16 protein-coding genes are annotated in these 18,497 nt (G+C 68.6%); 6 read left to right on the forward strand and 10 right to left on the reverse strand.

Going from position 1 to position 18,497, the window contains the following annotated elements; genetic code table 11:
- Positions 1–39 precede the first annotated feature (39 nt).
- The 8 genes from ACEJ41_RS00990 to ACEJ41_RS01025 form a co-directional block, all read right to left on the reverse strand.
- Entirely contained in the window at positions 40–369 is a 330-nt protein-coding gene (locus ACEJ41_RS00990) for a putative quinol monooxygenase (protein ID WP_374012943.1), read from the reverse strand.
- Positions 370–809: 440 nt separating this feature from the next.
- Positions 810–2,189: a hypothetical protein gene (locus ACEJ41_RS00995; protein WP_374012944.1), complete on the reverse strand. Its 1,380-nt coding sequence runs from the start codon at positions 2,187–2,189 to the stop codon at positions 810–812.
- 5 nt (positions 2,190–2,194) lie between these two features.
- The gene (locus ACEJ41_RS01000) at positions 2,195–3,007 is read right to left on the reverse strand and encodes a hypothetical protein (RefSeq protein ID WP_374012945.1); all 813 of its coding nucleotides are present in this window, start codon (positions 3,005–3,007) and stop codon (positions 2,195–2,197) included.
- Positions 3,004–3,630: a hypothetical protein gene (locus ACEJ41_RS01005; protein ID WP_374012946.1), complete on the reverse strand. Its 627-nt coding sequence runs from the start codon at positions 3,628–3,630 to the stop codon at positions 3,004–3,006. Before ACEJ41_RS01005 ends, ACEJ41_RS01000 begins: the two co-directional genes overlap by 4 nt.
- 104 nt (positions 3,631–3,734) lie before the next feature.
- On the reverse strand, positions 3,735–4,439 hold the full coding sequence (locus tag ACEJ41_RS01010) for a hypothetical protein (protein ID WP_374012947.1): 705 nt from the start codon (positions 4,437–4,439) through the stop codon (positions 3,735–3,737).
- A 98-nt stretch (positions 4,440–4,537) separates the two neighbouring features.
- Positions 4,538–5,242: a hypothetical protein gene (locus ACEJ41_RS01015; RefSeq protein ID WP_374012948.1), complete on the reverse strand. Its 705-nt coding sequence runs from the start codon at positions 5,240–5,242 to the stop codon at positions 4,538–4,540.
- Positions 5,243–5,346: 104 nt separating this feature from the next.
- The gene (locus ACEJ41_RS01020; protein WP_374012949.1) at positions 5,347–6,144 is read right to left on the reverse strand and encodes a hypothetical protein; all 798 of its coding nucleotides are present in this window, start codon (positions 6,142–6,144) and stop codon (positions 5,347–5,349) included.
- Entirely contained in the window at positions 6,141–6,764 is a 624-nt protein-coding gene (locus ACEJ41_RS01025) for a hypothetical protein (protein WP_374012950.1), read from the reverse strand. Before ACEJ41_RS01025 ends, ACEJ41_RS01020 begins: the two co-directional genes overlap by 4 nt.
- 289 nt (positions 6,765–7,053) lie before the next feature.
- Between ACEJ41_RS01025 and ACEJ41_RS01030 the strand changes: the two genes are divergently transcribed.
- The gene (locus ACEJ41_RS01030) at positions 7,054–8,634 is read left to right on the forward strand and encodes a tannase/feruloyl esterase family alpha/beta hydrolase (RefSeq protein WP_374012951.1); all 1,581 of its coding nucleotides are present in this window, start codon (positions 7,054–7,056) and stop codon (positions 8,632–8,634) included.
- A 75-nt stretch (positions 8,635–8,709) separates the two neighbouring features.
- Here the strand turns inward: ACEJ41_RS01030 and ACEJ41_RS01035 are convergent, their stop codons facing one another.
- Positions 8,710–9,516 carry an alpha/beta fold hydrolase gene (locus ACEJ41_RS01035; RefSeq protein ID WP_374012952.1) on the reverse strand — a complete coding sequence of 269 codons (807 nt, stop codon included), beginning with the start codon at positions 9,514–9,516 and terminating at the stop codon, positions 8,710–8,712.
- Positions 9,517–9,725: 209 nt separating this feature from the next.
- Between ACEJ41_RS01035 and ACEJ41_RS01040 the strand changes: the two genes are divergently transcribed.
- Together ACEJ41_RS01040 and ACEJ41_RS01045 are read left to right on the forward strand one after the other, a co-directional pair.
- Positions 9,726–10,211 carry a pyridoxamine 5'-phosphate oxidase family protein gene (locus ACEJ41_RS01040; RefSeq protein WP_374012953.1) on the forward strand — a complete coding sequence of 162 codons (486 nt, stop codon included), beginning with the start codon at positions 9,726–9,728 and terminating at the stop codon, positions 10,209–10,211.
- Positions 10,212–10,268: 57 nt separating this feature from the next.
- Complete coding sequence (locus ACEJ41_RS01045; protein ID WP_374012954.1) at positions 10,269–10,940, forward strand: SDR family oxidoreductase; 672 nt, start codon at positions 10,269–10,271, stop codon at positions 10,938–10,940.
- 40 nt (positions 10,941–10,980) lie between these two features.
- Here ACEJ41_RS01045 and ACEJ41_RS01050 read toward each other — a convergent pair whose 3' ends face one another.
- Positions 10,981–11,208 (reverse strand): hypothetical protein, encoded by a 228-nt coding sequence (locus ACEJ41_RS01050; RefSeq protein WP_374012955.1) that lies wholly within the window; start codon positions 11,206–11,208, stop codon positions 10,981–10,983.
- A gap of 225 nt (positions 11,209–11,433) precedes the next feature.
- Here ACEJ41_RS01050 and ACEJ41_RS01055 point away from each other — a divergent pair, with 225 nt between their 5' ends.
- The 3 genes from ACEJ41_RS01055 (at position 11,434) to ACEJ41_RS01065 (ending at position 18,443) form a co-directional block, all read left to right on the forward strand.
- Complete coding sequence (locus ACEJ41_RS01055; protein WP_374012956.1) at positions 11,434–13,305, forward strand: right-handed parallel beta-helix repeat-containing protein; 1,872 nt, start codon at positions 11,434–11,436, stop codon at positions 13,303–13,305.
- A 379-nt stretch (positions 13,306–13,684) separates the two neighbouring features.
- Complete coding sequence (locus ACEJ41_RS01060) at positions 13,685–16,366, forward strand: EAL domain-containing protein (RefSeq protein WP_374012957.1); 2,682 nt, start codon at positions 13,685–13,687, stop codon at positions 16,364–16,366.
- Between the two features lie 127 nt (positions 16,367–16,493).
- Positions 16,494–18,443, forward strand: a complete 1,950-nt coding sequence (locus ACEJ41_RS01065; protein ID WP_374012958.1) for an alpha/beta hydrolase family protein — start codon at positions 16,494–16,496, stop codon at positions 18,441–18,443.
- The last annotated feature ends 54 nt before the right edge of the window (positions 18,444–18,497 follow it).

Raw genomic sequence — 18,497 nt, forward strand, 5'->3', positions numbered from 1 at the left:
AATATCGGGAGCATGCGCCGCAGGCGCGTCCGCCCGGTTTCAGCCGATACCGTCGCTTTGTCGCTTGACCCCGCCGACAGGATGCCAGAACGAGATGTCGGGTGGCCCGGCGAGGAAAGTCCCCGCATCCTGGATGAATGATTGGATGTGCGGCTGCTGCATGTGCGGCCCCAGGTACAGCTCCTGGCTGGGCCAATGCTCGACCAGGGTGAAGCGCGTCGGCTCGCTTGCGTCCTGGAGCATGGTGATGCCGCCGCAATCGGGCTCGATTGCCAGGACGGAGGCGATGAGTCTGCCGATCTCGCGCCTGGCCGTGTGCGCATGTTCCGGAAGGGAACGATAGCTGACGAGTACGACGACTCCGCTCATGCGTGCTCCGGGCAAGTGTGCATGGTGGCTGACGCCTGATGGCCCCCCACGCATCGGGGGAGAAGTCCGGATATTCATCCGGCGGGGGAGGCGCGTCAAACCGGGAGCCGAGATCGGCCACATGGGACAAGTTCCGGCCGTCGCGGCCGATGTTCCCGAAGCCTCACCCTTGGCGTTGCGGTTGGCTGGATGCCGGCCGGGCAATCCCCCCGTCGCGGGGATGGGATTGCGCCTGTTCGTGCGGGTCCGGTGTCCCGGCAGTCCGCGTATCCGTCCTTCCCCTGGCGTGGGGATCGGTGGGCCACTACGCGCTGCTGTCGGCGATCTGTGCGCTGTGCTCCGCGGGCATGGTGGTGGCGTTGCTGGTGGGGCTGCGCACCTTCGCCCGCGACCTATCGCGGCAAGAAGTCCGGCCGCAACCGGGTGGATTGGGCGCAGGCTCAATAGGACAGTGCTGCTGCCTGCTGTTGTTCGGGGCGCTGGTGTGCAGCCGGGTCCGTCCGCTGGCGCTGCTGCCCGGCCTGGTCCAGTTCGGCCGCTTGCGCGGCGCTTTGCAGGGCCGGCGGTGGAGGCATGGTGAGATCGACCCTGGCGTGCTGCGCCGGGCCGGCACCCTGCAGTGCTACCCACGTATCGCCGAAGGCCATGTCCATGCGCTGCCCCGCCCCGATACCGGCCTGGCGTGCGGCGAGGGTGAGCTGGGCCAGGCGGTCTTCGGACAGCATCGCGCCTGCGGGCAGGCGCGCCTGCAACGAGTCCCCGACGCTGCGGTACAGGGCGTGGTCCGGATGCGTCGGCGCCGAAAACGGCATCGATGCTGCGCTGTCCTGTGCTCGCGCAGCGGCCCCATCGGCAAGGTCGCGATGGTCGGCAGTCCACGCATCCGGCGTGCGTTGCCCGCCGCGGGCATGGTTGTGCTGGAAGTACACCCTGCCGATGACCGGATCGGTGACACCGACGCGGCGGCCCTCACCCTTGAGGTCCAGGCCGGCGTCCTGGATCTGCGCGGGGTCAAGCCGGAGCTGGGTCAGGCCCAGCCAGATCTCGGGCTTGTCTCTGTTGCCAATCGCCGCCGCGATGCGTTCGATGGGATAGCCGGCATAGTAGTTGCGGTAGGTGGCGTTGCCGGCGCGGCCCAGGCTCGCGTGTGATGCGTCGAAATGGCAGCGGGCGATGGCTTCGCGCGCCCCCTGAAAGTGTCCAGAGGGATCGATGGACAGGCCGGCGGCGGGTTGGTAGCGGTTGCTTCCTGTGGGGATAACGCACTCGGTGGTCGCCGCGGCCCGCCCCAACAACTCATTGGTGTCGGGGATGCCGCCCTTTTCCTGGGCCACGCGGCTGGCCAGGGCATTGAGCCCGGCCAGTTCGGCGCGGGCCTCGGCATCGCGTCCAGCCGTGATGTACCGATCCACCGGCGGGGTGAGGTCCACCCTGTTGCTGTCGGTGGCACGGGCCTCCTGGATGGCCTCGTGGATCTCGTAGTCCAGCCGCGAGACGGCCGCAGCAGCACGATCCGCATCGAGCGCATGCGAGGTTTCGTGGCCCAGGGTGCCGACGATGAGGTCGTGTCGTGGCTGCATTTCCCGATTCGTGAATACCTCCTGGCTGATGTAGATGGTGCCGGTGGCGGCATCGTAGTACCCGCCCGCATGGTCGCTCGCGCTCGAAAAGCGGATGTGCTTGAGCGAACCCTTGTCGGCCGCCGCGGACATCTGCTGCACCAGCAGCGGTGAACTCTCGATCGCCTGCTGGATGTCCCGCCCTTTCGCGGAATCGTGAAGATGGAGGTCCGCTACCACCAGGCGCAATCTGTCGGACATGCTGCTCATCGCATCAGGTCCCATTTTCCGACATGGATGCGGAGTCCCACCATGCAGGCCAGGCGCTCATCGAGTTCTTCTCCCATGTACAGGAAGCGGACGTGACCGGAGACGCCTCCGCCAGAGCCGGGGATCGGCCATTCAAAGGGCAGGTGCCAGGCCTTTACGCTCCAGTACGGCTTGTCACGCACGGTCCAGCCGGCTTGCCTGAGTGCGTTTGCGAATGCGTGCGGGTCAAGCGTGCACTGGGTGAGCACCCGGCGATTGCCGGGCAGGTGATCGGGGAACAGGTAGATGTTGATGTAGGGGGCGTCGTTATCAGGCGGGATAAGGTCCACGGCGTAGTCCCAGCCCTCGTCAACGGGCCCATAGGCGGCGAACCAGCGGCTGCTTATTTCGGACCGCCCCATCCGCACGCCCAGGCTGCGCTCCACCAGCGCCGGATCCATGTCCTGCGTGTGCAGTGCTTCGAGCAGGTGCAGCAGACCGTCACGCAGCTGCCCGGCCGGCATGGACGGTTGCTCCGTAGCCAGTGGCAGGCTTTCCGCGGAATGTTGGAGGTGGGATCCGGCAACCTCCGCGACCGCGATTACCGCTGCGCGACCTTCACCAGGTCCGCCGACTGGTCCGGCACCGGCCTGCTGCACCGGCGAGGTTGCACAGCCGGCCAGCAGGGCCAGTGCGGCTGATAAAACGACGGTACGGGCCATGGCGACCATCGGTTCGAAACAGCGTCGCCCCTGCGCCCCACCGGGTGGCGGCAGGCACAGGTGCGGGTTTGGCATCGGCAGGGGTAATTGGTCGGGCATGGTCCTCATGGCGTTTCCCTCAGCTTCCCGGCATAGATGTCCATTCCGACCATGCAGGCCGGACGTTCATCGGGTTCTGCTCCCAGGTGCAGGAAGCGTATCCGGCCTCCTACGCTCCGCTCGGTGCCAGGCACCGGTCGGCGAAACAGCAGGTACCAGGCCTTGACGTACCAGTACGGCTTGTCACGCACGGTCCATCCGGCTTGCCTGAGTGCGTTTGCGAATGCGTGGGGGTCAAGCGTGCACTGGGTGAGCACCCGGCGATTGCCGGGCAGGTGATCTGGGTACATGACGACGTTGATGTAAGGCTCGGCGCCGTCCCGCGGGATAAGCTCCACGGAATAGTCCCAGCCCTCGTCCACGGGTCCGAAGGTGCCGAACAGACGGTCGCTTCCTTCGGGTCGCCCCATTTGCACGCCCAGGCTGCGCTCCACCAGCCCAGGGTCCATGTCCTGCGTGTGCAGCGCTTCGAGCACGCGCAGCAGGCCGTCACGCAGCTGCCCGGCCGGCATGGACGGCTGCTCCGTAGCCACCGGAAACCCCGCTGCCGGGCCGGGTGGCCGCGCGGCGGTAACGGTTGCACAGCCGGCCAGCAGGACCAGTGCGGCTGATAAAGCAACGGTACGGGCCATGGCGACCATCGGTTCTAAACGGCATCGCCCCTGCGCCCCACCGGGTGGCGGCTGGCACAGGTGCGGGTCTGGCGTTGGCAGAGGCAATTTGTTGGACATGCTGCTCATCGCATCAGGTCCCATTTTCCGACATGGACGCGGAATCCCACCATGCATGCCTGGCGTTCATCGGGATCTTCTCCCATGTACAGGAAGCGGACGTGACCGGAGACGCCTCCGCCAGAGCCGGGGATCGGCCGTTCAAAGTGCAGGTACCAGGCTTTGACATACCAGTACGGCTTGTCGCGGACAGTCCACCCGGCTTGCCTGAGTGCGTTGGCGAATGCGTGCGGGTCGAGCGTGCACAGAGTGAGCACCCGGCGATTGCCGGGCAGGTGATCGGGAAACAGGTAGATGTTGATGTAGGGTTCGGCGTCGTCGCGGCGGACGAGGTCAACGGAATAGTTCCAGCCTTCGTCCACGGGACCGTGGGTCCCGAACACGCGGTCTCTTCCTTCCACCCGCCCCATCCTCACGCCCAGGCTACGCTCCACCAGCGCCGGATCCATGTCCTGCGTGTGCAGCGCTTCGAGCAGGTGCAGCAGACCGTCGCGCAGTTGTTCGGCTGGCATGGACGGTTGCTCCGTAGCCAGTGGCAGGCTTTCCGCGGAATGTTGGAGGTGGGAGCCGGCAACCTCCGCGACCGCGATTACCGCTGCGCGACTTTCATCAGGTCCGCCGACTGGCCCGGCACCGGCCTGCCGCACCGGCGAGGTTGCACAGCCGGCCAGCAGGACCAGTGCGGCTGATAAAGCAACGGTACGGGCCATGGCGACCATCAGTGCTAAACAACGTCGACCCTGCGCCCCACCGGGTGGCGGCAGGCACGCGTGCAGGTCTGGCGTTGGCAAGGACATGGACATGGCCGTTATGACTTGCTCACCCACTTCCCGGCATAGATGTCCATGCCGACCATGCATGGGCGCCGTCCATCGGGTTCTTCTCCCAGGTACAGGAAGCGGATTTCACCCGAGACGCCTCCGTCCGTGCCGGGGATCGGTCTCTTGAAGGGCAGGTGCCAGGCCTTGACGTACCAGTACGGCTTGTCACGCACGGTCCACCCGGCTTGCCTGAGTGCGTTTGCGAATGCGTGCGGGTCGAGCGTGCATTGGGTGAGCACTAGGCGATTGCCGGGCAGGTGGTCCGGGAACAGGTAGATGTTGATGTAGGGGGCGTCGTTATCAGGCGGGATAAGGTCCACGGCGTAGTCCCAGCCCTCGTCAACGGGCCCATAGGCGGCGAACCAGCGGCTGCTTATTTCGGACCGTCCCATCCGCACGCCCAGGCTGCGCTCCACCAGCGCCGGATCCATGTCCTGCGTGTGCAGCGCTTCGAGCACGTGCAGCAGACCGTCACGCAACTGCCCGGCCGGCATGGACGGTTGCTCCGTAGCCAGTGGCAGGCTTTCCGCGGAATGTTGGAGGTGGGATCCGGCAACCTCCGCGACCGCGATTACCGCTGCGCGACCTTCACCAGGTCCGCCGACTGGTCCGGCACCGGCCTGCTGCACCGGCGAGGTTGCACAGCCGGCCAGCAGGGCCAGTGCGGCTGATAAAACGACGGTACGGGCCATGGCGACCATCGGTTCGAAACAGCGTCGCCCCTGCGCCCCACCGGGTGGCGGCAGGCACAGGTGCGGGTTTGGCATCGGCAGGGGTAATTGGTCTGGCATGGCCCTCATGGCGTTTCCCTCAGCTTCCCGGCATAGATGTCCATTCCGACCATGCAGGCCGGACGTTCATCGGGTTCTGCTCCCAGGTACAGGAAGCGTATCCGGCCTCCTACGCTCCGCTCGGTGCCAGGCACCGGCCGGCGAAACAGCAGGTACCAGGCCTTGACGTACCAGTACGGCTTGTCGCGGACGGTCCACCCGGCTTGCCTGAGTGCGTTGGCGAATGCGTGCGGGTCGAGCGTGCACTGGGTGAGCGCCATGCGATTGCCGGGCAGGTGATCGGCGCGCAAGTAAACATTGATATAGGGTTCGGCGTCCTCTTGTGGAATAAGGAAGACGGTGTATTCCCAGCCTTCATCCACCGGGCCATAGGTGGCGAACCAGTGGTCGGTTCCTTCGGACCGCCCCATCCGCACGCCCAGGCTGCGCTCCACCAGCGCCGGATCCATGTCCTGCGTGTGCAGCGCTTCGAGCAGATGCAGCAGGCCGTCGCGCAGCTGTTCGGCCGGGATGGATGGCTGCTCCGAGGCCAGTGGCAGGCCTGCTGCGGAAAAGGGAAGGCGGGAGCCGGGAGTCCCAGCGGCTGGGTCCACGTGTGCGGGCGCTTCCTCGGGTCCAGCCGCGGCCTGCCGCACCGGCGAGGTTGCACAGCCGGTCAGCAGGGCCAGTGCGGCCAGCGTGGCAGCGAAAGTCGTCGCGCGGGTTCCGGCGATAACCGATCTGGAAATGGACCAGCGCTGTGCTCCACTGAACGGCTGAAACAAGTGCTGGTCCGGCGCTGCCAGGCGCGATGATTCGGTCATGGCGTCAAGTCCCATTTTCCGACATGGACGCGGAATCCCACCATGCATGCCTGGCGTTCATCGGGTTCTTCTCCCATGTACAGGAAGCGGACGTGACCGGAGACGCCTCCGCCAGAGCCGAGGATCGGCCGTTCAAAGTGCAGGTACCAGGCCTTGACGTACCAGTACGGCTTGTCACGCACGGTCCATCCGGCTTGCCTGAGTGCGTTTGCGAATGCGTGGGGGTCAAGCGTGCACTGGGTGAGGACCCAGCGCTTGCCGGGCAGGCGGTCTGGGAACAGATAGAGGTCGATGTAGGGTTCGGCGTCGTCACGGCGGACGAGGTCAATGGAATAGTTCCAGCCTTCGTCCACGGGGCCGTAGGTCCCGAACACGCGGTCTCTTCCTTCCACCCGCCCCATCTGCACGCCGAGGCTGCGCTCCACCAGCGCCGGATCCATGTCCTGCGTGTGCAGTGCTTCAAGCAGGCGCAGCAGACCGTCGCGCAGTTGTTCGGCCGGGATGGACGGCTGCTCCGCGTGTACGTGCGCTTCCTCGGGTCCGGGTCCGGGCGCGGCCTGCTGCGCGGACGAGGTTGCACAGCCGGCCAGCAGGGCCATGGTAGCCAGCGCCGCGGCCATGCGCGGCATGCACGTTACTGCCATCCCCCGGTTCCTCCCCTCCATGCGTCGGGCGTTGCCTGCCATCGTGGATCACGCAGGCGTCATGCCTGATGCTGCGCAGAATACAGGAGGCCTTCCGCGATGCCGGCTCCAGGCAGTCGGCGGCAGTGCGATGCCCCCACCGGGGGGCGGCGCGATGCGCCCGGAGCATGCCATGCATCGACCGTCGCAGCGGCGGCGCCCGCTAAGATGCGCGGGATGGCGCGCAGCCAGCCCGGCTGTCGCGCGGATGCCGTGGAGGTAGTGCATGCAAGTGTTCGGCGGGGCCCTGGCGGGCCTGTTGCTGTTGGGTGGAGTTGCGGGCCAGGCGGTGGCGGCGCGTGGGGATGGCGGTGCGTGCACGGACCTGGTCGGCCTGCGTGATGCACGCTTGCGCCTGGAAGTGACAGCGGCCGAGCGCGTACCCGCCGCCGCGCCGGGCACGGTGCGCGCGCAGCCCTACCTGCCACCGGTTGCAGTGGAGATTCCTGCGTACTGCAAGGTGTCGGGCCGCATCGACGAGCGCATCGGCGCCGGTGGCGTGCGCTATGGCATCGGCTTCGAGCTGGCGCTGCCGGAGGCGTGGAACGGCCGCTTCCTGTTCCAGGGCGGTGGCGGGCTCAATGGCTCGATCGCGCCGCCGCTGGGCACCACCGGCGCGGGTGACGTGCCGGCACTGGCGCGTGGCTTCGCCGTGGTCTCCACCGACAGCGGGCACGTCGGCGAGGGGTTTGATGCCTCCTTTATCCAGGACCAGCGCGCCGCGCTGGACTTCGCCCATGCCTCGGTGGGTACCACCACGCAGGCCGCGTTGCTGGTGATCGAACACCACTACGGCATGGCGCCGCGGCATTCGTACATGGCTGGCTGCTCCACCGGGGGCCGCGAGACCATGCAGGCCACCCAGCGCTGGCCGGAGCTGTTCGATGGCGCGCTGGTGTCCGCGCCGGCCATGCGCACCGGTTTCTCCAACCTGGCCCTGGCCCATGCGCGTGCCACCTTCGCCACGGCTGCGCCACGCGATGCCGCGGGCAAGCCGCAGCTGGCACACACCTTCTCCACCGGTGACCGGGCGCTGATCCTCGACGGCCTGCTGGCGCAGTGCGATGCACTCGACGGGCTGGCCGACGGGGTGATCGAAGACGTGCTCGGCTGCCGCTTCGATCCGGCGCGTTTGCAGTGCGCGGCCGACAAGCGCGAAGACTGCCTCGGCGCCGCCCAGGTCACCGCGCTCACTGAGGCGTTCAAGGCGCCGCGCGATGCGTCGGGCGCGCCGCTGTACGTCGATTACCCCTACGACACCGGCATCGTGTTCGAAGGCCAGGGCATCCCCGGCTTCCTGCCGTCGGCCGGCCCGGACATCCTGGCCGCGGTGATGCCGGCGGCAGAGGGGTTCGATGTGGACGCGCAGGCGCACAAGGTGCGCGCCGATGCGGTGCAGATGCTCACCGACACCAACGTGTGGACCAACCTGGGCACCTTCCTGGGCCGCGGCGGCAAGGTCATCTACTACCACGGCGTCAGCGACCCGTGGTTCTCGGCGTGGGACACGCTGGACTATTTCAAGCGCGCCGAGGCAGCCAACGGCAAGCAGGCCTGGGCCGACGCAAGCCGCTTCTACTTCGTGCCGGGCATGGGCCATTGCGGCGGCGGCACCACGCGCGACCACTTCGACCTGCTCACGCCGCTGGTGGAGTGGGTGGAGCAGGCGCGTGCGCCTGGCCGTGTGCTGGCGCAGGGTGCTGCGCTGGAAGGCGCGCGCCCGCTGTGTCCGTATCCGACCCACGCCCATTACCAGGGTGGCGACGTGGCCTCGCCGGACAGTTACGTGTGCAGGGCGCCTGAATAGACCTGGCGCCATGGCGCGGCAATCACGCCGCGCCACGCAGCGACCGGGGACACCGCGGTGCCCCCGGCCTTGGCATTACTGGCCGGCAGCCACCGGCGTATTGCGGTCATCCACCGATTCGGCGATCAGCGTGGCCACGCCGCGCGGATCTTCCTGCTGGGCCACGTGGCCGCCGGGGAAGGTGCGGATGGTCCAGCCGCGCGCCACGGCGTTCTGCCAGCTCTTGTCCTTGGACGCGCGCTCCTGCGCCGACTGGTCCTTGGGCACGAAGGCCACGTAGGTCACCGGCAGCGCCAGCGCGGCGGGGTTGCGGTAGGACACCGGCTGCTCGAAACACTTGATCGACTGCTTGACGCTGTGCGGCGGCGCGTCGCCCGGCTTGACCCACGGCACCTGCATGAAGCCGTCGCGGAAGCGGTCGGCGGGCATCGGCCCGCGGCTGCCGAACAGGTCCCAGATCGACTGGCCGTCCTGCGGCACCGCCGCATCCAGGAACACCACGTGCTTGAGGCGCTCGGGGATGCGGTCCATCACCCCGGTCACCACCATGCCGCCATAGCTGTGGCCGGTGAGCACCACGTCGTGCAGGTCCTCGAACAGGATCAGGTTGACCACGTCGTTGATGTGGGTCTGCAGGTCGATGTCCGTGCTGTTGAGGTGCATGCGCTCGCCCAGGCCGGTGAGGGTGGCGCGGTACACGGTGTGGCCATCGTCGGTGAGGAACTGGCCGGTGCGCTTCCACTCCCAGCCACCAGCGGTGGCGCCGTGGACCAGGACGAAGGTGTGCTTGCCGTCGTCGCTTGCAACGGCGCGGACGGGAAGTGCGGTCAGCACAAGCAGGCTGGCCAGCAGGGCGATCAGGCGGATGGGTTGGAAAGTCATGGCATACCGGTGGTTGTGAAAACTCCCGGATAGTGCCACGCGCAAACCGCGTGGCGACGCGCCATGCAGGAACACTGGCCTGCGATATGCGTTTGTATATTGCCGCGTCATTTCACCTCCGCTTGGCGCGCGGTGCGGAACCCTGCCGTGGTCAACCACTGATCGACCACCGGCCAGGCAGCGCGCCTGGCCTCAAGCGGAGCATGCACATGAGCGATCCCCGGGAACTGGAAAGCAAATTCTGGAAGGCACTGAAGTCGGACATGACCGTGATGCTGGGCGTGGACGGGCTGGAGGACGGCCATACCCGGCCGATGACCGCCCAGCTCGAGCACGATGCACGCGGCCCGGTGTGGTTCTTCACCTCGATCGACAATGCGCTGGTGCAGCGCCTGGACACCCCGCGGCGCGCGGTGGCCGCATTCGCGGCGAAGGACCACGCACTGTTTGCCAGCATCGGCGGCCAGCTTGCCGTGGATACCGACCCGGCCGTGGTGGAGCGCCTGTGGAATCCGTTCGTGGCCGCCTGGTACACCGGCAAGGACGACCCCAAGCTGGCGCTGCTGCGCCTGGACCCGGACGAGGGCGAGGTGTGGCTCAACGAGCACAGCCTGCTGGCCGGCGTGAAGATGCTGCTGGGCGTGGACCCGAAAAAGGACTACAAGGACAAGGTGGCCAAGGTCGATCTGGGCTGAGCGCACGCGACGCCGGCCTAGAATGGATGCCTGTCCATCCGGAATGCAGGAGCTGACATGGCCACCTACCTGATCACCGGCGCCAACCGCGGCATCGGGCTGTCGCTGGCGCAGCAGTTGCAGGCGCGCGGGGACACCGTGATCGGCGTATGCCGCCGTTCCAGCGCCGAACTGGACGCCTGCGGCGCGCAGGTCATCGATGGCGTGGACATGGCCGATCCGGCCGCGGTGGCACGCCTGCCGCAGCGCACCGGCGGCTGCCGCATCGACGGCCTGGTGCTGAACGCCGGCATCTTCACCAACGAAACCCTGGGCGCGCTGGACGCCGATGCGTTCGCGCGCATCCAGCGCCAGTTCGAGGTCAACACGCTGGGCCCGTTGCGGGTGGCGGCGGCATTGCAGGCGCAGCTCGCCGACGATGCCAAGGTCGGCATCATCACCAGCCGGATGGGTTCGGTGGAGGACAACAGCTCCGGTGCCTATTACGGCTACCGCGCATCCAAGGCGGCGGTGAACGCGATCGGCAAGTCGCTGGCGGTGGACCTGGGGCCGCGCGGCATCGCCGTGTTCCTGCTGCATCCGGGGCGGGTGGCCACCGACATGCTGGGCGGGCGCGGCGACATCGGCCCGGACGAGGCGGCCGCGCAACTGATCACGCGCCTGGACACGCTCACCGCGCAGGACAGCGGCAGCTTCTGGCACGCCAACGGCACGCCGCTGCCCTGGTAGCGACGTGCCGGTCCGGTGGTGCGTTGCCGGATGCAGCGGCTCAGGTAGCGCCGAAGCCGGGGCTGGATTGGGCCGGCGCACGCAGCGCAAGGCCGGCATCGGCCTGCATGCCGGCCAGGGCCACATCGCCATGCGGCGCAGTGCGGCTGCCGTCGTCGCGTCGTGCGCGCAGGCGTCCATCGGTGCGGTGGGCGTTGTGCCTGCGCTGCAGCGCGCACCAGGTCGCGGTGCCCAGGGCGGCAAGGCCAAGCAGTGGGACAAGGCGCATGGGAGATCCTCGGGTCGGGGGAGCGATGACGATGCGCCCGTGCCGGTGATCCGCGCGTGCATGGCGCAGCAGATGCCCGTCCCGCCCCGGCATGCACGCCGAACCGCTACCCAGTTCGCATTCGTGCGGCGGCGGCGATGCTAGTATCCGTTAGCGCTAACATCCGGACGGGATGCCGTATCGTGCGCCTCCAACAAACGTACTGGCTCGTCCTGGGAGGGACACATGTCGATTCCGAATCCTGCGCAGCCGTGCGGCCTGCGCATTGCGTCCAGCCTGTTGCGCCCGTGGCTGCTCGCAGCCGCAATGCTGGTGGCCGTTCCGGCCGTGGCCCAGCCGTCCGGTGGTCCCTACGGGCCGATCCCGCAGTCGTATCCGGTGCCGGACAGCGGCACGGTGTACTTCGTGGCGCCCGATGGTGACGCCGACGCCGCAGGCACCACGCTGTCCAGGCCCACCACCATCGAGGCGGCCATCGCCCGGGTGGTGACCGGCGACAGCATCGTGTTGCGCGGGGGCACCTATCGCACCGGCGGCCTGCAGCTCAACCAGGGCATCACCCTGCAGCCCTACCTGGGCGAACGCCCGGTGCTCAAGGGCACGCGCGTGGCCAGCGAATGGCAGGAGCTGCGCGACGGCGTATGGCGCACGAAGTGGGACCGCCTGTTCCCGGCCACGCCGCTGGCCTGGTGGCGGCTGGAGCGCGAGGGCATGCGCACCCCGCTGCACCGCTTCAACAACGACATGGTGTTCGTCGATGGCAAGCCGCTGCTGTCGCAGGGCTGGGCCGGCGAGCTGGGCGACGAGGGCTACTACATCGACTACGCCAACGGCTATGTCTATGTCGGCGTGGACCCGGCGCAGCACCAGATCGAGATCACCGCGCACGACATCGCCCTGCACCGGCCCTCGCGCGAGGTGCACGGCAAGGCGTCCGACGGCAAGGGCCCGACCATCCGCGGCCTGACCTTCACCCAGTACGCGTTCCGCGCCATCGACATCGAGGACCGCAAGCCGTCCACCGGCCCGAACGACGAGCCCACCGACGACCCGGTGGGCATCTCGCCGCGCAGCGAGCACGGCAAGCAGGTGGTGGGCACCACGCTCGAGCACGTGACCATCAGCTTCACCTCGCGCGTGGCCGGCTACTTCCGCGGCGACAACGTGACCATCCGCAACTCGCTGGTCAGCGACACCGGCACCGAGGGCATCTACCTGATCGGCTCGTCCGGCTCGCTGCTGGAGCGCAACATCGTCCGCCGCAACAACATCGAGCAGCTCACCGGCTACTTCCCGGCGGCGGTTAAGATCTTCAACCAGTCCTACGACGTGGTGGTGCGCGACAACCTGATCATCGACCACCCGCATTCCAACGGCGTGTGGTACGACGTGGGCAACGTGGAAGGCGTGTTTGCCGACAACTACGTGGAAAACACCCTGATCGGGTTCTTCTTCGAGATCTCCAAGGGCGTGGTGGTAGCCGGCAACGTGTTCGCCAACAACGAGCAGGGCATCCGCATCCTCAACAGCGCCGGCGCGCGCATCTACCACAACACCTTCCTCGATTCGCAGGTGATGATCGACCGCGACGGCCGCAGTGCCACCGCCGACCACTTCGCCTGGCACCCGGCCACCGGCCCGGACGTGCACGAGCGGGTGGACCACGTGTTCGAGGGCAACCTGCTGGTGGGCGGCGAGGGCTACGACAAGCCGCTGCTGCGTTTCGACCAGCCGCAGGCGATGTGCGCCACGCAGACCCAGCGCCCGGCCAGCCGGGTGGACCACAACGTCTACGTGCGTGCCGGCGGCAGCGAGCCGCTGGTGACCTGGAGCCCCGTGCCGGGCAAGGACTGCCGCGCGCAATACGCCACCCTGGAGGCGTTCGGCCGGGCCACCGGGTTCGAGGCCAACGGCGTGTCGCTGCCGCAATACCACGGCACCGTGTTCCGCAGCGCGGAACTACGCCACTTTGAGCTGGCCCGCCAGCCGGAGGGCGTGAAGGCGGTGCCGGTCTCGGCCGAGGCTGCCAAGGTGCTCGGTTCGGCCGCACCGCGCCTGCCCGGCGCGTACCCGGCTGCGGCGCAGGATGCGCGCTGACGCCGGAGCCACGGCCACGATGTGAAGCGGAGGGGGCGGCAACGCCCCTTCCGCGTTCCTGGACTCCGCGCCGCCGGTCGCATGACCGCGCCGGCATGCATTGCGGCCGACGGCTTCATCGCTGGCACCGGAATGCTGCGATGCGCCATGGCGATGGCGCCGATTGTCCGGCACCGTCTTGACGGGTGTTCGGGCGTGGGCTGGTATTGTCGGTCGGGGTTGCCGGATGTCCGGGCATCCCCGGGCCGCGGTCAAGAATTCACCGCCACGGACCGATAGACATGATTCGACCGGCTGGAGCGGACGCGGTGCAAGCCCGTGTCCTTCCCGCCCCCTGCGCCGTGCCGACATGGACGGCCATGTCATGCAGGACGCTTTCATGCCAGTGCCACAGACACTGCCAGTTTCGCTGGACAAGGCCGGAAACCTGTCGCATGTGCCGGCATTGGCATCGCCGGCATGGGCATTGCTGGTGTTGCTGGCCGGCCTGCTGATCACCGCCGAGCTGGCGCGGCGCGAATGGACCGACGTGCACGAGCGTGCCGGCACGATGCACCGCGCCCTGGCCGATGCGGCCGCCGGTCGCCTGCGCGAGCCGCTGTCCACCGCCGCGCTGGCCCTGCGGGCGATGCAGACGGTGCTGCTGTCCGACGACCTCATGGACCAGCGGCTGTTTGCCGAGTACCACGACAACCTGCGCGTGCGCGAGCAGTTGCCCGGCTACGTGGTCACCGCGTTCGCCCGCCGCCTCCAGGGCGTCCCGGCCGGTGAACCATCGTCCTATCCCTACGTGTTCGTGGCGCCGCTGCAGGGCAACGAGTCGATCATGGGGTTCGACATCGCCGGCCAGCCGGAGAACCTGGCCGCGCTGGAAGAAGCGCGCGATACCGATTGCACCTGCATCTCGGCGCCGTTCGCGCTGCTCCAGTTCCGCGATGCCGGTGGCGCCGCGGCGCAGGGGATCACGGTGCGGGTGCCGGTGTACACGCGCGGCCCGGTGCCGGCGACCGTGGCCGAGCGGCGCGAACGCGAGGTCGGCGCGCTGGCCTTGTCGCTGCGGCTGGAGCCGATGGTGCGGCATGCCCTGGAGGGACGCATCCTGGACTACATGCACGTGGACATCCGTGACGTGGATGCGCCCGAAGGCAGCAACCTGGTGTTCGCCACTGCTCCGGTGCCACAGGACAGCGACCGGGTCCAGCAGCGCGAGTTCGCCTTCGGCGGGCGCCGCTGGGAGCTGCACGTATGGCCGCAGGCCGCGCGCGCGGACCTGGGCCGCCTGTACCTGATCATCCTGGCCGGCACCACCATCAGCGTGCTGCTGGCACTGCTGTTGTGGCTGCAGGCCACCACCCAGCGCCGCGCGCTGGAACTGGGCCGGCGCATGAGTACGCGCTTCGGCGAGAGTGAAGCCCGCTTCCGCGTGCTCAACGACCTGCTGCCGGCGCTGGTGTTGCTGGCCGATGGCCGTGATGGCCGGGTCGCCTACGCCAACCAGGCCGCGCGGCGGCGCCTGGGTGAAGTGGCCGGCGTGCCGCTGCTGTCACTGTTTGCCGATGCCGCCATGGGGGCGCAGGCGCTGGAGGAAGCCGGTCGCGATGGCGACTGGGCCAACCGCGAGGCGGCGCTGGACGCCGCCGGCGAGCAGTTCTGGGCCAGCGTGGCCCTGGCCCGGGTCGAAGTCGACGGCGCGCCGTGGCTGCTGATGGTGGCCAGCGACACCAGCGAGCAGCGCGCACTGACCGAGCGCCTGCGCTACCAGGCCGCGCACGACGGCCTGACCGAACTGCCCAACCGCCGCGAGTTCGAGCGCCGCCTGCAGCAGGCGCTGGCTGCCGGCCGCGAAAGCGGGTCCACCTTCGCCCTGCTGTACATCGACCTGGACCAGTTCAAGCTGATCAACGACCTGGCCGGGCACATGGCCGGCGACCAGCTGCTGGTGCAACTGGTGCAGGCCATGCGCCGCCAGCTGCGCGCCGGCGACGTGCTTGCGCGGCTGGGCGGCGACGAGTTCGGGCTGCTGGCCTTCAACGTGGACCTGGCCCAGGCCACCACCCTGGCCGAGCAGATGCGCCGCTGCATCGAGCAGGTGGCATTCCTGTGGCAGGGCTGCGGCTATACGGTCAGCGCCAGCATCGGCGTGGTCCTGGCCGAACACCGCAGCAGCACCTTGAAGAACCTGCTGGCCTGGGCCGACAGCGCCTGCTACCAGGCCAAGGAGGAAGGCCGCAACCGGGTGTGGGTGTACCGCGAGGACGCCGACACCACCCGCCGCCACAGCGAGATGGAGTGGGTCAACCGCCTGCGCCTGGCGATGGAGCAGGACCGCCTGCTGCTGGATTACCAGGAAGTGCTGCCGCTGGACCCGGCCGTGCAGCGGCCCATGCACATCGAACTGCTGCTGCGCCTGCGCGAGGAGAACGGCGAGGTGGCGCTGCCCGGCGCATTCCTGCCGGCGGCAGAGCGCTACGGCCTGATGCCGGTGCTGGACCGCTGGGTAATCCGCACCGCACTGGCCAATTTCTCCAGCCTGCATCCCTGCGGCGGGGAACTGGGCACCCTGGCGATCAACCTGTCCGGCGCCAGCATCGACGACGAGGACCTGGCCGACTTCATCCTCGCCACCATCGAGGAGTTCCAGGTGCCGGCGCAGCGGGTGTGCCTGGAGATCACCGAGACGGTGGCCGTGCGCAACCTGTTCAAGGTGGTGCGGGTGATCGAGCGCCTGCGTGCGGCCGGCTGCCGCATCGCGCTGGACGATTTCGGCGCCGGCATGTCCTCCTTCGGCTACCTGAAGAACCTGCCGGTGGACATGATCAAGATCGACGGCAGCTTCGTGCGCGACCTCGGCAGCGATGCGATGAGCCAGGTGATCGTCAGCGCGGTGGTGCAGATCGGGCACCAGCGCGGGCTTGGGGTGGTGGCCGAGTGGGTCAGCGACGAACGCGTGCTGGCCGTGCTGCGCGAGCTGCAGGTGGATTACGGCCAGGGCTTCCTGCTGCACCGGCCCGAGCGGGTAGTGTTCCAGCGCAGGTCGGGCGAAGGCCTGGCCTGGTCATGACCATGGCCGTGTCCGTGTCCGTGGGCACAATGCCCGCCTGATCCCGGGTAGAACGACGCGCTCCCGGTTGCCACCATGCGCGCCGGGAACTGGAACAGTGGGGAAAGCAATGCGTGGACTGACGAGGATGGCCGTCACCCTGGCGGCAGGATGGATGCTGGCTGCGCCGGCCGGCGCGGACCCGGCGAAGGTGGACCTGGAACCCTACCTCAGGCGCGACCTGTACGAGCGGGTCAAGATCTCGCCCGACGGCGCGTACTTCGCGGTCACCGTGCCGATGGAGGACCGCACCGTGCTGGCGGTCGTGCGCCGCGACGGCATGGAGGCCACCGCCAAAATCGCCGGCGGTGCCGGCTCGGAGGTCGATGACTTCTGGTGGGCCAACGGGGAGCGGGTGGTGGTGTCGATGGCGCACCGCTACGGCTCGCGCGACCAGCCCGGGGTGATTGGCGAACTGCACGCGGTCAATGCCGATGGCAGCTACGCCAAGCTGCTGGCCAGCCCGTACGGGCTGAAGGAGAGCAACCCGCTGGTCACCCACGTGCGCACCGTGCTGGAAGGCTCGGTGTTCATGCTCGACCCGCTGCCCGGCGAACACAAGGACATCCTGGTCCAGTCGGTGGCCCAGCAGGGCGACCCCACCTCGCAGGTCGAACGGCTCGACCTCTACACCCGGCGGCGCACCCATGTCGCCTCCGGTCCGCTGCCGCACGCCAGCTTCACCACCGACGCCGCCGGCCAGGTGCGCTTTGCCCTTGGCGCCGGCAGCGACAACGTCAGCAAGCTCTACTACCGCGACGGCGACGGTGCGCAATGGCGGCTGGTCAACGACCAGGGCAGCAGCGGCCATCGCGAATTCGCGCTGGGGTTCGCCGCCGGAGGCAAGCTGGCCTACCTGCAGGTGGAGCATCCGCAGGGGCCGGACTCGCTGGTGGCCTGGGACCCGGCCAGCGGCACCTACACCCCCCTGCTGCGCGACGAGGCGGTCGACCCGTACCGCATCCTCTACGACCTGGACGGGCGCACGCCGATCGGCGCCTCGTACATGACCGACCGGGTGCGTTACCGCTTCTTCGACGAGAAGGCCCCGACCGCGCAGCTGTACCGGATGCTGGAGAAGGCCTTCGAGGGCGATGCGGTGCAGATCACCTCGGTCACCGGCGATGGCCGCGAGGCCCTGGTCTACGTGTCCAGCGACCGCAACAACGGCGACTACTTCCTGTTCGACACTGCCCGGCGCAGCGCCGAGCGGGTGTTCAGCAGGCGCAAGTGGATCGCGCCCGCCACCGTGCCGCCCTCGCGCGCGGTCAGCTTCAAGGCGCGCGACGGCCTGCAGCTGCACGGCTACCTCACCGGCCCGCTCGACGCCGGCGACGGCCCGCAGCCGATGGTGCTGCTGCCGCACGGCGGGCCTTACGGGATCCGCGACGGCTGGCAGTTCGACGACGACAGCCAGGTCCTGGCCGCGGCCGGCTATACGGTGCTGCGGGTGAACTACCGTGGCTCCGGCGGCTATGGCTGGGCGCACACGCAGGCCGGCGTACAGGAATGGGGCGGGCGCATGCAGGACGACCTGACCGATGCGACCCGCTGGGCGATCGAGGCCGGCATCGCCGACCCGCAGCGCATCTGCATCTACGGCGCCAGCTACGGCGGCTATGCGGCGCTGATGGGCGTGGCCCGCGAGCCGGACCTGTACCGCTGCGCCGCCGGCTACGTCGGCGTCTACGACCTGCCGATGATGCACCGCGACGCCTTCAGGCGCAGCCGCTCTTCGCGCACCTGGGCGCTGGAGTGGATCGGCGCGCGCGACGACCTGGAGCAGCGCTCGCCGGTCAACCTTGCCGACCGGATCAAGGTGCCGGTGTTCCTGGCCGCCGGCGGCAACGACGAGCGTGCGCCGATCGCGCACAGCAAGCGGATGGAGCGCGCGCTGGAGAAGGCCGGCGTGCCGGTGGAGACCCTGTACTACCCGAGCGAAGGCCACGGGTTCTATCGCGTCGAGCACCGCCGCGAGTACTACCGCCGGCTGCTGGCTTTCCTGTCGCGCCACCTCGGCGGCGCGACCGCGCATTGAAACGCCCGGGCCGGTGCATCACGCACCGGCCCGGGCCGTCGTATCGGCGGAAGA

It is taken from the genome of Pseudoxanthomonas koreensis (genome assembly GCF_041890415.1).
Lineage (GTDB): Bacteria > Pseudomonadota > Gammaproteobacteria > Xanthomonadales > Xanthomonadaceae > Pseudoxanthomonas > Pseudoxanthomonas koreensis_A.

What these genes read in the sequence shown, in the direction of transcription:
- ACEJ41_RS01035 (WP_374012952.1), bottom strand. Translation starts at nt 9,516, where the DNA reads ATGACTTTCCAACCCATCCGCCTGATCGCCCTGCTGGCCAGCCTGCTT.
- ACEJ41_RS01055 (WP_374012956.1), top strand. Translation starts at nt 11,434, where the DNA reads ATGTCGATTCCGAATCCTGCGCAGCCGTGCGGCCTGCGCATTGCGTCC.
- ACEJ41_RS01040 (WP_374012953.1), top strand. Translation starts at nt 9,726, where the DNA reads ATGAGCGATCCCCGGGAACTGGAAAGCAAATTCTGGAAGGCACTGAAG.
- ACEJ41_RS00990 (WP_374012943.1), bottom strand. Translation starts at nt 369, where the DNA reads ATGAGCGGAGTCGTCGTACTCGTCAGCTATCGTTCCCTTCCGGAACAT.
- ACEJ41_RS01000 (WP_374012945.1), bottom strand. Translation starts at nt 3,007, where the DNA reads ATGAGGACCATGCCCGACCAATTACCCCTGCCGATGCCAAACCCGCAC.
- ACEJ41_RS01045 (WP_374012954.1), top strand. Translation starts at nt 10,269, where the DNA reads ATGGCCACCTACCTGATCACCGGCGCCAACCGCGGCATCGGGCTGTCG.
- ACEJ41_RS01030 (WP_374012951.1), top strand. Translation starts at nt 7,054, where the DNA reads ATGCAAGTGTTCGGCGGGGCCCTGGCGGGCCTGTTGCTGTTGGGTGGA.
- ACEJ41_RS01015 (WP_374012948.1), bottom strand. Translation starts at nt 5,242, where the DNA reads ATGGCCCGTACCGTCGTTTTATCAGCCGCACTGGCCCTGCTGGCCGGC.
- ACEJ41_RS01060 (WP_374012957.1), top strand. Translation starts at nt 13,685, where the DNA reads ATGCCAGTGCCACAGACACTGCCAGTTTCGCTGGACAAGGCCGGAAAC.
- ACEJ41_RS01065 (WP_374012958.1), top strand. Translation starts at nt 16,494, where the DNA reads ATGGCCGTCACCCTGGCGGCAGGATGGATGCTGGCTGCGCCGGCCGGC.
- ACEJ41_RS00995 (WP_374012944.1), bottom strand. Translation starts at nt 2,189, where the DNA reads ATGTCCGACAGATTGCGCCTGGTGGTAGCGGACCTCCATCTTCACGAT.
- ACEJ41_RS01010 (WP_374012947.1), bottom strand. Translation starts at nt 4,439, where the DNA reads ATGGCCCGTACCGTTGCTTTATCAGCCGCACTGGTCCTGCTGGCCGGC.
- ACEJ41_RS01050 (WP_374012955.1), bottom strand. Translation starts at nt 11,208, where the DNA reads ATGCGCCTTGTCCCACTGCTTGGCCTTGCCGCCCTGGGCACCGCGACC.
- ACEJ41_RS01020 (WP_374012949.1), bottom strand. Translation starts at nt 6,144, where the DNA reads ATGACCGAATCATCGCGCCTGGCAGCGCCGGACCAGCACTTGTTTCAG.
- ACEJ41_RS01025 (WP_374012950.1), bottom strand. Translation starts at nt 6,764, where the DNA reads ATGGCCGCGGCGCTGGCTACCATGGCCCTGCTGGCCGGCTGTGCAACC.
- ACEJ41_RS01005 (WP_374012946.1), bottom strand. Translation starts at nt 3,630, where the DNA reads ATGGCCCGTACCGTTGCTTTATCAGCCGCACTGGTCCTGCTGGCCGGC.